This window comes from Sporolactobacillus pectinivorans, from assembly GCF_002802965.1.
GTDB lineage: Bacteria > Bacillota > Bacilli > Bacillales > Sporolactobacillaceae > Sporolactobacillus > Sporolactobacillus pectinivorans.
This window is the reverse complement of the sequence record NZ_NXGA01000001.1, coordinates 795,836-808,638: the sequence shown is the minus strand read 5'-3', so window position 1 is coordinate 808,638 and position 12,803 is coordinate 795,836. Positions and strand designations below refer to the sequence as shown.

The window sequence follows — 12,803 nt, the reverse complement described above, 5'->3', positions numbered from 1 at the left end:
GTTAGTTATTGATTTCGCACCGCTGTCTGGGCAATTCTTCCTTAATTTTTAAAATTGTGTGACAGGTGGACTTGACGCTTTTTCTGAGCTCATGATTTTTTCACAGTGATTCAAACTGTGCATACTGCATTCCTTGCCCTTATAAAAAAGCCGTCTCATAGAGAGGCAGCCTTTTATAGATAAGGAGATCTAAAATTTTCAACATAAAGTCCTGACATTTCAGCCTTTTTTCTTGCTTGGGGACAATCCTTATACGCCCCAATGTACAGGTGATAGTCGTAACCGAAATGGACAAAAAACTGTTCTGGCACAATCAATTTGCACCATAATTTTTCCCGCAGCGTTAATCTGGCCAGTTTCATTGCTTCCTTCGCACTGATTTTCTTACCCTGCCAGATTTTCAAAAAATCAATTGCCCCGTTCTGAACATTATTTCCATGTGAATTTTCCTCCAGCGCACCTACATACACTTCTGTGATGTCCAGCTCATTCATGAATGCTTTTATTGTCTGAAGGTAGTTTTCTTCTGTCTGTAAGTAGGTTCCTTCATCGACCGATTCCCCGACATCCGAAAAAGAAGTCCATTCCTTAGGTTCACCATAACTGCCGTCAGGATTCCTTTTGGCCGGATCATATTTTGTGATTCTCCAGGAATACATGACTTCACCCTGCCTCTACTAAATTTATCCCATAAAGAGGGCGCCTATCAGCAGCGCACCGGCGATGATAAAAGCGGGATGAATTCGAAAACGCTCCAGAAGCACAAAGCTGGTCGCGCCGATCAGAATCATTGGGACCCAGCCGGATGCCTGTTCTGATGCAGCAAAAAAATTCCAGGCCATAACGCCAAGCATAATGACAATGATCGGCCGAATCAAAAGAGTCAGCCACTTGACTTTGGGAGAATCTTTGAACTTGTATAAAATTCGCAGCAGTACCATCAGCAGGATCAGTGACGGTGCGATCGTTGCGATCAGGGCTACAAGCAAACCAAGAACACCGCCCACCTGGTAACCAATATAGCCTGCCATCTGCGGCGCAATCGGGCCCGGCAGGGAGTTTGCGAACGCCAGAACATTGCTGAACTGAGTGACGGTCATCCAGTGGAAGCGCCCGACGACTTCGTTTTCAATCAGAGGGATGGATGCCGGACCGCCGCCGTAACCCAGGATTCCAGGAATAAAAAATGCAATGAAAATTTGCCATTGAAGCATCATTTGTGCTCACCTGCCGAGGTTTGTTTTCTTTTCCACCGTTTCAGGAGAACAAAGAGCAGCGTCAGCGCAATCAGAATCGGAGCCTGGACATGAAGTAGCTGCATCAGGATGAAGCTTAGCCCGACCAATAACAGGCTAACAACCCAGCCAAGTCCTTTCTTAGCGCTGTACAGAAAGCTCCAGGTCAACTGTGCCATCAGCACACCGACTACCGGCAGAACCGCCTGGGTCATGCCGCGTACCCATCTCTGATTCTGAAATGCAGTCAGGAAGCCAAGCAGCACAATCATCGCGATGACCATTGGCAGGACGCAAGCAACCAGTGCCGCCAGCATGCCGCCGATGCCTCTGACGCGCCAGCCGACATAGCCGGCGAGCTTTGTATTCACCGGCCCGGGGAGTGCGTTGGCGATGGCCACCATATCGCCAAACTCCTCAATTGTCATCCAGTGATACCGCTTGACCACTTCCGTTTCGATCATTGGGATTCCCGACGGACCACCGCCAAAACTGAGAACACTGGAACGGGAAAAAGCGATAAGAATATCGGTGTAGCGGGCAGGAAGAGTTTTACCTGCCTCCCGATTTTTGTTATTCATCAAATCAAACCTTTCTGTTTCAATCAAATTTATTACCAGCAGGCGACGATTCCGTCAGCCCTGGATTCAGTGCCCCCGCAAAGCACACCAGAGCCGGGATCACGCCAGATTATCTCCCCGCGGCCAAAAGACCCCGTATCGAGCGCTACTCTGATGTCGTGTCCGCGGCGAATAAGCGCCTGGGCAACAGGATTCGGAAAATTCGGTTCGACAAAAACCGTTTTCCCGCTCACCCATTGCCATCTAGGTGCATCAAGTGCCGCCTGAGGATGGAGATGAAAATCGATAGTATTGCTGATAACCTGCAGGTGACCCTGCGGCTGCATGTAACCCCCCATAACACCGAAAGGTCCGACTGGCTGACCATCTTTAGTCAGGAAGCCGGGAATAATCGTATGATAAGTTTTCTTCCCCGGCGCAAGCGAGTTGGCATCTGCCGGATTAAGTGAGAACGTGTGGCCGCGGTTCTGCAGAGAGATTCCAGTATCCGGAATGACAATTCCAGAGCCGAATCCCATGTAATTGCTTTGAATATAGGAGACCATATTACCTTCACCGTCAGCAGTCGCCAGATAAACGGTACCGCCCTTGGGCAGCGTGCCCGGCGCCGGATTAATAGCCCTCGCACCAATTAGCTTGCTCCGTTCGGAGGCATATTCTTCTGACAGCAGTGCAGCCGCCATCGGATTCATGTCGCGCGGATCAGTGATGTAGGCTTTTCCATCTGAAAATGCAAGCTTCAGTGATTCAATTTGTTTGTGATAAGTATCAACGGTATCTTTCCCAGTCAAATCGAAATTTTTGAGTATGTTCAAAGCGAGCAGAGCAACAAGCCCCTGGCCGTTCGGCGGCAGTTCCCAAACATCGTAACCGCGGTAACGGGACGAAATCGGTTCGACCCATTCAGGTCGGTATGCTTCAAGATCTTCTTTTCTGATAAAACCGTCGTGGGCTTTGGAAAAACGGTCGATTTTTTCAGCGAGATCCCCCTTGTAGAAAGCTTCCGCATATGTATCTGCGATTGCCTGGAGCGTCCGGGCATGACCGGGTGATGCCCATAGTTCGCCGTCATGCGGTGCGTGCCCGTCAGGGGCAAAAGTCTGAAACCACGGTTCAAACATCGGGTCACTTAAAATCCCCCGGTACTTCTTGTACGCATGATTCCAGTTGGCTGCGACAACAGGTGACAGTGGGTAACCGTTTTCTGCATAGTCAATGGCTGGCTCAAGCACCTCTGTGAGCGGCAGGCAGCCGAAACGACGTGAGCACTCCGCCCATGCGGCGGGCGCACCAGGCACCATCACCGGCTCAAGACCGTGCGCCGGCATTGAATCAAATCCGCGTTCCCGCATTGTTTCAATAGAAATTTGCCGGGGCGCATTGCCGCTCGCATTCAGGCCGTGTAATTTTCCTTTTATCCAAATCAGGGCAAACGCATCGCTGCCGATTCCATTTGATGTTGGCTCGACGACGGTCAGGCAAGCGGCGGTCGCAATTGCTGCGTCGACTGCATTACCACCTTTTTTCAGAATGTCCAGGCCCGCCTGTGCCGCGAGTGGTTGTGCAGTTGCCACCATACCCCTCTTTGCAAACAATGGAGTTCTTCTCGAAGCATATGGAAAATCCTGATAGTCGAACATCAAAGGGCCTCCTTCAGGTAAATCTTTTATTTTTAACTGATAGACTATATTTTTATTATAGTGATGAAAAAATCTCTAAACAATATCAGCTTTGACAGAATCTATCTTTAAGTTTGTATACAGTGCCTGATGATGATTCTTTTGATGCCTCATGCCCGTCTAAAATTAATCAGAAAAAAAAAGCGATGCACGGCTGCGCATCGCTTGAATCCTGCATGCCCGGCCGAATGAATTGCCGGGTTCCATGCTCATTTATTATTTTGCTGTGCCTTTAGTTGCCTGATGAACCCGGTGTTGGCCCGCCGGTGCCGGTGTTTGACTTGCCCTGGTTTGGTGCTCCCGGCGTTCCGGTGCTGTTACCCTGATCCGTTTGTGTCTTTTCAGAAGCGGACGGTGCTGTTGTTGACTGCGCGCCCACTGTTACAGCCTTGATGTCGGCTGCTGTCTTGTCCATATAGACAACAGGGTTAACAGGGATACCGTTTTTACGGATTTCAAAGTGTGCATGAATGCCCATCGGTTTGTTGAAAGCTTCGGTTCCAGCCGTGCCGATTGTTTCACCTTGCTTGATTTCCTGACCCGGCTGCACATTGATGGATGCGAGACTCTGGTAGAGTGATTCAACACCATCCGGATGTTTCAGTGTAACGGTGTAACCGAGCAGACTGTCTTTCTTTGCTTCAGTGACTTTCCCGCTTAATGCCGCTGTGACCGTAAACGATTTGTCATCCTTTGCGCCAATGTTGATGCCCGTATTTTGGACAAAGGTGTTGTTATAGTTTACGAGAGCGGCTTGCTGTTCCTCAGTGGTTCCTTTCGCGTCATAGAATGGTTGCACGACTTGCGTATCCGCTTTTGCCGCCGGCCATTGGAAGACCTCTTCACCCGCGTTCAGCGGATTGGAAGGCTTGTTCTGATTGAACACGACACGGTTCTGTTCCTCCTGCTTCTTCGCCTGATCATTCCCACGCACTTGAAACAACAGCGCGCCGGTAAGGATCAGTGATGCGACACATAAATATAACGCGGGATAGAACCAGCGCCGTTTTGCTAGTTTGCGCAGACCGGACAGCTCTTTTTCCTGCAATTTCTTCTGATCTCTTTTTTCTGTCAAATAGTATCACCTCAGCAATCATTCTGATCAGATTGCCGGTGATCTATACATTTTCTGTGAAAAAAGGCTGTTTTTTTCTGAAAAATTAGCAATTTTTTTGTGAATGTCACACGGATTCCGCTATTTTTTGAGATTTAAGCGATTTGGTGCCGTTATTTTTTTGTGAGTGATTTCCCTGGATTCACCTTTATTCTGGTGACCTCAGTGCCCTGGTAAAAATATGTGACAATCTGATCGGCAGTTTTTCCTTCACTTGCCATGCCCTGGGCGCCGTATTGGCTCATGCCGACATCATGTCCACTTCCAAGGGTGTCGGCGATAATCGTGTTGCCATTCCGCGTTAGCTTGAAATCAGTGGAGCTCAGGCTCAACTTTTCGCGGATATCCCGCCCGGTAAACTGTTTCCCGTTAATCTGATACTGGGCGACATGCCCTGTCCCTGTCCACTGTACCACCTTGCCCAGTTCCCCATCATTGCCGGGAAGTGATACCCCTAGCGCACTCGATACATCAGATGCATTCATCTTTTTTTCAACTTTATACTTTGGGGAGAGTTTGTCCCAGGGACTGGGTACAGATCTCAAGTAAGGCACATCGGTTGTCCAATAATCTTTGGCGTTTTCCGTGCGGCCGTTGCTTGTTGAAAAGAACACTGGAGAAATCAGCTTTCCTTTATAAGTGATGACCTGGTTATCTGTCGCTGAAACTGCTTTCCCGATCTTCGCCATTTTCCAACTGTAATCTTTACCCCAGATATGCCGAAGCTCTTGAGGGTTGTGATAGACTTGATTGCTTACTGTATCAGTGACACTGGCGCTGGGATCGCCAATAATCCGGGCCATGATATAGGTACGTGCCGCCAGCGCCTGGGCCTCAAGTGCCTGGGGTAAAAATTTTGCCGGCATTTCCGAACCGACAACGCCGATCAGGTATTGATCCAGAGCAACTTTTTCAGTTTTTCCACTGGCAGAACGCTGCACAGAGACCATGATGGATGTTGCCGTATTTTTTTTTGCCGCCGGTACGAGATTTAGATGATTGGTAGGCTGCTCCGCCTGTTTTTGCGAATAGGGCAAAACAACCGCGGCCGGAATGGCGATGATGACGAGTGCGAAGACAAGAATCAGTGTAGCGGTTTTTTTCATTAAGTCCTCCGGCAGATGTGTTTTTATCTTATTTTATGCCGGTCCTTTTTTTATAGAACGCCGTGCAGATGGGCTGCATCTTTTTTAACATTTTGGGAACAATAGTCCTTTGCAGGGGAAATCGGAATAAAAATAATTGCCAGGCATATACTGCTGATTGGGTGTTGTTTGCCCGGTAGATTCATTTTCCTAAAGAAGATCTGGCGGAACCGAGTGCTCGAAGCAGATAAGCCTTAGTTGCGATGACCAAAATAGACTAGTGGTGGCGAAAGAGTCACTGGACATCCCAAATAAAAGCCGGCCGATACAAAGCCCGGCCGGCTCGCGATTGTATGTAATCGTTTTGATTTAAAAAGAGGCGCGGAAGTTCAGCACCTCTGTGTTGTTATTCTGATTGTCTCAGGCGAACTTAGGATTGACACTGATCTGTGCCCGAACTTCTTCAGCTGCGGCCGCAGGTGCTTCCTGTTCAGCCTCGCCGACGCGCACACGTTCAATGTCAGCGCCAAGCGCTCTCAGCTTGCCGGCAAGATCCACATAGCCGCGATCAATATGGTGAAGCCGGTTGACACGGGTATAACCTTTCGCAGCAAGGCCGGCGATCACCAGCGCCGCACCTGCACGCAAATCGGTGGCCGACACCTCAGCACCCTGCAAATCACACGGACCGCTGATAATCGCAGAGCGTCCATCAATTTTAATAGAAGCGTTCATTCGGCGAAATTCTTCAACGTGCATAAACCGATTTTCAAAAACAGTTTCCGTAATGACCGAGGTGCCTCTCGCCTTGAGCATCAGCGCCATCATCTGAGCCTGAAGATCGGTCGGAAAACCGGGATGCGGCATCGTCTTGACATCAACTGCCTGGAGATAATCTGTGCCAATGACACGGAGTCCGCCCAGTTCTTCTTTAATCTCTACTCCTGCTTCGCGCAGTTTGGCGATCAGCGGACGGAGATCTTCCACATCCGAATCTTCAATCAGCACGTTGCCTCCAGTAATTGCAGCCGCAATCATATAGGTACCGGCTTCAATCCGATCAGGCAGAATCGTGTGCTCCGCGCCGTGCATCTTCTCGACACCATCGACGGTGATCCTGCTGGTGCCTGCTCCGTCAATCTTTGCCCCCATCGTGTTAAGGTACTGGGCCAGGTTGACGATTTCAGGTTCACAGGCCGCGTTTTCAAGCACTGTCTTGCCTTCCGCAAGAGAAGCAGCCATGATGATGTTTTCCGTCGCGCCAACGCTCGGGAAGTCGAGATAAATCACGGCACCTTTTAATCTGCCGTCAACACTTGCTTCGATTGACCCATTGCCGATCGAAACATGTGCGCCCATTGCCTCAAATCCTTTGAGATGCTGATCAATCGGACGCGAACCGATTGCGCAGCCGCCGGGCAGTGCTATTTTTGCGTGACCAATTCTGGCCAAAAGAGGACCCATGACCAGAAATGAGGCTCGCATTTTCCGAACGTATTCAAATGGCGCTTCTGTAAATAACTCTGCTACAGCGTTCACCAAGATGGTCTTGTTTTCGTAATTTACCGACGTGTTCAAATAACGCAAAACTTCATTGATTGTGTATACATCAGCCAGTTCCGGCACATTATATATTTTGCTTGTGCCTTCGCTTGCAAGCATCGATGCGGCAATGACGGGAAGTACTGCATTTTTTGCGCCTTCAATTTTCACCGAGCCTGAAAGCCGTTTTCCTCCACGAACAATAATCTTCTCCAAACTATTTCCCCTCCGCGTCCATTTATATCTCTTCGATTGACCCGCTGTCCTTGCCTGGTTCCTTCCCCGGGACAGGAATTGACAACCCGTCTTCAATATTCAAGTGTAATGATCGGTGTCCCCATCGTGATAGTGGTCCGTTCACCGTCATTTCTCAGTGCCACCTGATAGTTCATTTGCCGGTTTCCAGAAATTATGCTATTGTTCCATGCCTCATTATATGCGGAAATCGAAACAAAGGTTTTTTCATTATCCCGTTCAATTGGAGCGGCTGAAAAAAGCTTCAGATAACGGTCTCCCTGTTTCAGTAAGCCAAGTTTCATTTTATCACTGTCATAAGCCCTCACACAAGAGAAGATGTTCACTTGTTTGTGGAAAATTTTAGCGATATCTTCGCGCATTTCCCGTTTTTGCCGGAGCCAGTCCGTTTGTTTAAAAGAGCCGGACTGGCTCTGGTAAAGCGTGGCCGTCCGATATTTTCCTTCGGCCGGGTAGGCAAAATAAATTAATCTGATATTCATGCCTAAAGACACATTTTTAAGGCCCTCCCAGCTGAGCACTCCTTCGCCGTTTTTGGAAAAATGCCAGTTGAAGCCCCTCTGATTTTTCCTTTCGCTGTCTGTTTCCCGTTCAAACTCTTTTTGAGTGATCAGAGATGACTGTTCTTCGCGTGCAAAGACTGACCAGCCGACAACTTCTGCTTGATTCTTCTGTAGTGTCTGAGCGAATAGCTGAACCCGGTCTATCGTATCTGTTGTCGGTGCGGCACCCCAAAATGCTTTACCTTGCGCTCCGCCGACCATCAAAATAACCAACCATACAATAAGTATCAGAGTAATATTCCGTTTCATTTTCTTGCGCCCCTCTCCCTGTCTTCAGTATTGCCTGCTTAGAGAGGGGCTCATACGTGGAACTTTTCGTCAAAAAAGCCCATTTTTCAAAGTTCAGTGACAGTTGCAGCAAAAAGAGCGGAACAAATTTGGGATGGAAACCTTTGCTCTCAACCGTAAATTTGTGGAAGCAACAACGACCAATTTACATAATCCAGAAAAAATTGAGCCACTGGATAGCTGATGGCGACAGACAGCAGGATATACAATATTCTCGCCTGAAGGTTTTTCGGGTGCCGGAACAAGAGATCAAATTTTAAACTCTGCAATGCCCACCAAGTCAGAACAAAGGCAAGTAAATGAACAAAAATGCTTATCAGCGCCTGAATCCCGACATTCGTCATCATCTTTGACACCTGCCCAATTCTACTATGTAATGCCTTTCCCTTGCTGAAATCAGCCTGCTTCATATATAAATTCGCAAGCCGCAGCCGGGATGTGCACCCATCTCCTGTTTGTAACCATTCTGTAACAATAAATTAATGAAACAATAATCTTGAGTTCGTTATTATTTTAGCGCGATTGACACAAAATAACCATACTTTTTCTTAATGATTGTTTTTTCAGAATTAATACAGGGATATCGAAAAGATTTTCTTGACTTGGGCCTATGTTGCCGAATCTTTTCTGATTATAAACGACGAATCTGTACAAAAGCTGAACAATGAATAAGTTAATGCAGTGGATGCAGAAGAGGGTATCAGCGGAAATCAAATTCTATCAGCTAAAGGATCTGATGAAGTTTTCAGCGGAGCCTGATTTTATCAGTAGAAACAAGAACAGATTCAACCAGACGGTTCACTTCGTTTTTTGTGGATTCAAAGCGGTACACTCTGTCTCTCCTTTCATCCGTTGAGGGCGAATTCATTCGCTGAAGAAATTTTCTCGCCAAAATTTATGGATCATCAACGAATTTCCATCTGATATCAGAAAAATCAAGAAAATGCCAATGAAGAAATTCGTAAATTCATCAGTAAAAATCTGTAAATTATCAATAAAAAAAGCATAAAATGAAGTGACCCCCTAAAGTTGGACAACAAACCAACTTTAGGGGGTTTTCATGTGACAAAGTACTCTAATGATTTTAAAGTGAAAATTATTAGTGAGTATCTGGTCGGGGCAGGCAGCACTTTTCTACACCATAAATATCATATACCAGGACATGACACTGTCCTGAAATGGATGCATCAATATCAATCGAATGGTTCTGTAGGATTCAAAAATCGTGAAAAACGGTCGGAGTACGCCAGCAATTTCAAACTGGAAGTATTAAAGTGGATGAAGGAGAACCATTCATCTCTTAATGAAACCGCCAACCACTTTAATATCTCTACATCCTCTACGATCTATCAGTGGGATCGACGGTTTCAAGCAAGGGGATTGGATGGATTGAGAACAAAGCGAGGGCGTCCACCCATGGGGAAACGAAAGAAATCAGATCCTACAAATCAAGTTAAGAGAAATAAAAAAGTGGAAGAACCATTTGAATCAGATCAACAACGACTTAAGGATCTGGAGAAAGAAAACAAATTACTCCGGATCGAGAATGAGTATTTAAAAAAATTAGAGGCCTTAGTTCGTCAGAGAGAGCAACACGAACGGAACAAGCGCAAGTAGTTACTGAGCTGAGGCAGCACGACTCTCTGAGTGATATTCTTCGAGTGGTGAAACTGCCTAAGAGCGTGTATTATTATGAGCTTCACCGCCCACAGGCAGAGGGGGATGACCCGGTAACCTCGGAAATAAAAGCAATCAAGCAGGACCATCCAGATTACGGTTATCGTCGTGTCTTCTTAGCTCTGAAAAATAATCAGCACGTGACTGTAAATCATAAGAAAGTGCAGCGCATTATGGAAGCCGAAGGTCTCCAGTCAACCTTCTATACCAAACGGATGCGTAAATACAACTCGTACAAGGGGACCGTTGGGAAAATCGCTAAGAATCGGCTCCGCCGCCGCTTCATAACCGACCGTCCATTCCAGAAACTGGTGGCGGACGTCTCTGAATTTCGTTGGGGCCGCAAAACGACGAGAGAACGCCTTTATCTTGAACCTGTGCTGGATCTCTATTCCGACGAAATCCTATCCTTTGCGATCAGTGACCATCCAACTGTCGCTTTTGCGCTCAAACCGCTTCATGAGGCCCTGGAGCATCTTCCTGAGCATCACTATCGTACCTATGTGCACACAGATCAGGGGTTCCAATACCAGAATGAGGCGTGGTGCAGAGAACTTAAATCGCATCGGGTCTATCAGAGTATGTCTCGGAAGGCCACCTGTTTAGATAATGCCCAGATGGAAAGCTTCTTTCACATCATGAAGGCTGAAACAGTCCATTCTCATGATTATCAGACTCGGGAAGAACTTAAACGGGCCATGCGTGAATGGATTAAGTACTATAATAGATCCAGAATCAAAGAAAAACTCGGGGGTCTAAGTCCGATTGATTATCGGATTTCGACTACCGAGCAAACAGCTTAAAAATGTGTCCAGCTTTTGGGGTTCAGATCAAAAAAAGAAGAGCTCTGCAGCTCTTCTTTTTTTGATTTTTATTTTATGCTTCGGAAACGCTGTCTTTGATCGCTGCCGTGGAAATGCGGAGTTTGGAGCGTTTCAGCTTTTGCTGAGCTTCAGCGTAACCTTCAGAGGTTGCGTGAAGTTTCTCAAGCTGGGCTTCAGCTTCGGTTCTCGCTTTTTCAGCGCGTTTGACGTCGATCTGATCTTTCATCTCAGCGGCTTCCGACAGTATCGTGATTTTGTCACGGCTTACCTGGATGAATCCACCATGCACGGCGGCGTAATCAATGTGATTTTCGTCTTCGTGTTTCAGGCGGACCAAGGCGATTTCCAGCGGGGCGACGATCGGTATGTGGTGCGGCAGGACACCCATTTCGCCGCTTGTGGCGCGCACGCAAACCATGTGCACGTCTCCTTCATACACTTTGCCCGCGGGTGTGACAATATCCGTATGCACTGTGCTCATCTGCCAGCCCCCTTTATCCGGTCCGGGCGGTCATTCACAAATCCGCTCATCAGACCAGTTGTTTCGCTCTTTCCAGAACGTCTTCAATGGTTCCCGTGTTGCGGAAAGCTTCTTCGGGAACATCATCATATTTACCGTCGAGAATACCTTTGAATCCCTTGATTGTGTCTTCAACCGTGACATAAGAGCCAGGGACGCCGGTAAACTGTTCAGCAACATGGAAGTTCTGGCCGAGGAAGAACTGGATGCGGCGGGCGCGGCTGACAGTCAGCTTATCTTCATCCGAAAGTTCATCCATACCAAGAATGGCGATGATATCCTGCAATTCGCGGTATTTCTGAAGTGTCATCTGAACGCGTTCAGCAATCTCGTAGTGTTCCTCGCCAACAATATCAGGCGACAGGGCACGCGATGTCGATGCCAGCGGGTCAACGGCCGGATAAATACCAATCTGGGTCAGTGAACGTTCCAGGTTGGTTGTTGCATCCAAGTGTGAGAATGTTGTCGCCGGAGCAGGGTCGGTGTAGTCATCGGCAGGCACATAAACGGCCTGAATCGATGTGACAGAACCCTTCTTCGTCGATGTGATACGTTCCTGCAGACGGCCCATTTCTGTAGCCAGCGTTGGCTGATACCCAACGGCAGACGGCAGACGGCCAAGCAGTGCAGAAACTTCCGAACCAGCCTGTGTGAAACGGAAAATGTTGTCAATGAACAGCAGCACATCCTGACCTTCAACATCACGGAAGTATTCCGCCATTGTCAGACCGGACAGAGCCACACGCATACGGGCACCCGGCGGCTCGTTCATCTGACCGAAAACCATGGCCGTTTGTTTGATAACGCCGGAATCTGTCATTTCATAGTATAAATCGTTGCCTTCACGGGTACGTTCGCCGACACCGGCAAATACCGACACACCGTGGTGCTCTTCAGCAATGTTATGGATCAGTTCCTGAATAAGCACGGTTTTACCAACACCGGCACCGCCGAACAGGCCGATTTTTCCACCTTTGATGTATGGAGTCAGCAAGTCGATAACTTTAATACCGGTTTCGAGCACTTCCGTCTTCGTCGACAGATCGGCGAATTTCGGAGGATCTTTGTGGATCGAGCTTTTTTCAACATCAGATGCAATCGGCTTGCCGTCGATTGCTTCGCCAAGTACGTTGAATACACGTCCAAGTGTCGCATCGCCGACAGGGACAGAGATTGGTGCGCCCGTGTCAACGACTTCCATGTCGCGGACAAGACCATCTGTCGAGTCCATGGCAATCGTGCGTACGGAGTCATCGCCGAGATGAAGCGCAACCTCCAGCGTCAGATGAATATCCGCTTCATTGGAGGATTGGGCTTTATAATTAATGGTCAGAGCATTGTAGATTTCAGGCAGCTGGCCGCGTTCGAATTTAACATCGACAACCGCGCCCATGACCTGAGTAACATACCCCTTGTTCATTGAACTACCTCCTATCAGCT

General features: G+C 47.9%; 13 protein-coding genes. 2 read left to right on the top strand and 11 right to left on the bottom strand.

Annotated features, from left to right (window positions below; all coding sequences use genetic code 11):
* Nucleotides 1–173: 173 nt before the first annotated feature.
* From COP04_RS04145 to COP04_RS04105, 9 genes are all read right to left on the bottom strand, one after another.
* Nucleotides 174–659 carry a hypothetical protein gene (locus COP04_RS04145; protein ID WP_100486828.1) on the bottom strand — a complete coding sequence of 162 codons (486 nt, stop codon included), beginning with the start codon at nt 657–659 and terminating at the stop codon, nt 174–176.
* 24 nt (nt 660–683) lie between these two features.
* Entirely contained in the window at nt 684–1,214 is a 531-nt protein-coding gene (locus tag COP04_RS04140; RefSeq protein ID WP_100489519.1) for a chromate transporter, read from the bottom strand.
* Nucleotides 1,214–1,816: a chromate transporter gene (locus COP04_RS04135; protein WP_100486827.1), complete on the bottom strand. Its 603-nt coding sequence runs from the start codon at nt 1,814–1,816 to the stop codon at nt 1,214–1,216. The genes COP04_RS04140 and COP04_RS04135 overlap by 1 nt, the downstream gene beginning before the upstream one ends.
* A 32-nt stretch (nt 1,817–1,848) precedes the next feature.
* The gene (locus tag COP04_RS04130) at nt 1,849–3,456 is read right to left on the bottom strand and encodes a gamma-glutamyltransferase family protein (protein ID WP_100486826.1); all 1,608 of its coding nucleotides are present in this window, start codon (nt 3,454–3,456) and stop codon (nt 1,849–1,851) included.
* Nucleotides 3,457–3,727: 271 nt separating this feature from the next.
* Entirely contained in the window at nt 3,728–4,570 is an 843-nt protein-coding gene (locus COP04_RS04125; protein ID WP_100486825.1) for a stage II sporulation protein SpoIIQ, read from the bottom strand.
* Between the two features lie 152 nt (nt 4,571–4,722).
* A complete protein-coding gene (spoIID, locus tag COP04_RS04120) occupies nt 4,723–5,715 on the bottom strand; it encodes a stage II sporulation protein D (protein WP_100486824.1) in 993 nt (330 codons plus the stop codon).
* Nucleotides 5,716–6,114: 399 nt separating this feature from the next.
* Complete coding sequence (murA, locus tag COP04_RS04115; RefSeq protein ID WP_100486823.1) at nt 6,115–7,452, bottom strand: UDP-N-acetylglucosamine 1-carboxyvinyltransferase; 1,338 nt, start codon at nt 7,450–7,452, stop codon at nt 6,115–6,117.
* 92 nt (nt 7,453–7,544) lie between these two features.
* Nucleotides 7,545–8,303, bottom strand: coding sequence for a YwmB family TATA-box binding protein (locus COP04_RS04110; protein WP_100486822.1), 759 nt, complete (start codon nt 8,301–8,303; stop codon nt 7,545–7,547).
* Between the two features lie 149 nt (nt 8,304–8,452).
* Nucleotides 8,453–8,689: a DUF1146 family protein gene (locus COP04_RS04105; RefSeq protein WP_100489518.1), complete on the bottom strand. Its 237-nt coding sequence runs from the start codon at nt 8,687–8,689 to the stop codon at nt 8,453–8,455.
* Between the two features lie 715 nt (nt 8,690–9,404).
* Between COP04_RS04105 and COP04_RS04100 the strand changes: the two genes are divergently transcribed.
* Both COP04_RS04100 and COP04_RS04095 read left to right on the top strand, forming a co-directional pair.
* The gene (locus COP04_RS04100) at nt 9,405–9,959 is read left to right on the top strand and encodes a helix-turn-helix domain-containing protein (RefSeq protein ID WP_100486821.1); all 555 of its coding nucleotides are present in this window, start codon (nt 9,405–9,407) and stop codon (nt 9,957–9,959) included.
* Nucleotides 9,905–10,822 (top strand): IS3 family transposase, encoded by a 918-nt coding sequence (locus tag COP04_RS04095; protein ID WP_157800397.1) that lies wholly within the window; start codon nt 9,905–9,907, stop codon nt 10,820–10,822. Before COP04_RS04100 ends, COP04_RS04095 begins: the two co-directional genes overlap by 55 nt.
* 73 nt (nt 10,823–10,895) lie before the next feature.
* Here COP04_RS04095 and COP04_RS04090 read toward each other — a convergent pair whose 3' ends face one another.
* Together COP04_RS04090 and atpD are read right to left on the bottom strand one after the other, a co-directional pair.
* Nucleotides 10,896–11,324 (bottom strand): F0F1 ATP synthase subunit epsilon, encoded by a 429-nt coding sequence (locus tag COP04_RS04090; protein ID WP_100486819.1) that lies wholly within the window; start codon nt 11,322–11,324, stop codon nt 10,896–10,898.
* Between the two features lie 49 nt (nt 11,325–11,373).
* Nucleotides 11,374–12,783, bottom strand: coding sequence for a F0F1 ATP synthase subunit beta (gene atpD, locus COP04_RS04085; protein ID WP_100486818.1), 1,410 nt, complete (start codon nt 12,781–12,783; stop codon nt 11,374–11,376).
* Nucleotides 12,784–12,803 lie beyond the last annotated feature (20 nt).

Excerpts from the sequence above, each read along its gene's own strand:
- COP04_RS04145 (WP_100486828.1), bottom strand. The coding sequence starts at position 659 with ATGTATTCCTGGAGAATCACAAAATATGATCCGGCCAAAAGGAATCCT.
- COP04_RS04140 (WP_100489519.1), bottom strand. The coding sequence starts at position 1,214 with ATGCTTCAATGGCAAATTTTCATTGCATTTTTTATTCCTGGAATCCTG.
- COP04_RS04135 (WP_100486827.1), bottom strand. The coding sequence starts at position 1,816 with ATGAATAACAAAAATCGGGAGGCAGGTAAAACTCTTCCTGCCCGCTAC.
- COP04_RS04130 (WP_100486826.1), bottom strand. The coding sequence starts at position 3,456 with ATGTTCGACTATCAGGATTTTCCATATGCTTCGAGAAGAACTCCATTG.
- spoIID (WP_100486824.1), bottom strand. The coding sequence starts at position 5,715 with ATGAAAAAAACCGCTACACTGATTCTTGTCTTCGCACTCGTCATCATC.
- COP04_RS04110 (WP_100486822.1), bottom strand. The coding sequence starts at position 8,303 with ATGAAACGGAATATTACTCTGATACTTATTGTATGGTTGGTTATTTTG.
- COP04_RS04105 (WP_100489518.1), bottom strand. The coding sequence starts at position 8,689 with ATGATGACGAATGTCGGGATTCAGGCGCTGATAAGCATTTTTGTTCAT.
- COP04_RS04090 (WP_100486819.1), bottom strand. The coding sequence starts at position 11,324 with ATGAGCACAGTGCATACGGATATTGTCACACCCGCGGGCAAAGTGTAT.
- atpD (WP_100486818.1), bottom strand. The coding sequence starts at position 12,783 with ATGAACAAGGGGTATGTTACTCAGGTCATGGGCGCGGTTGTCGATGTT.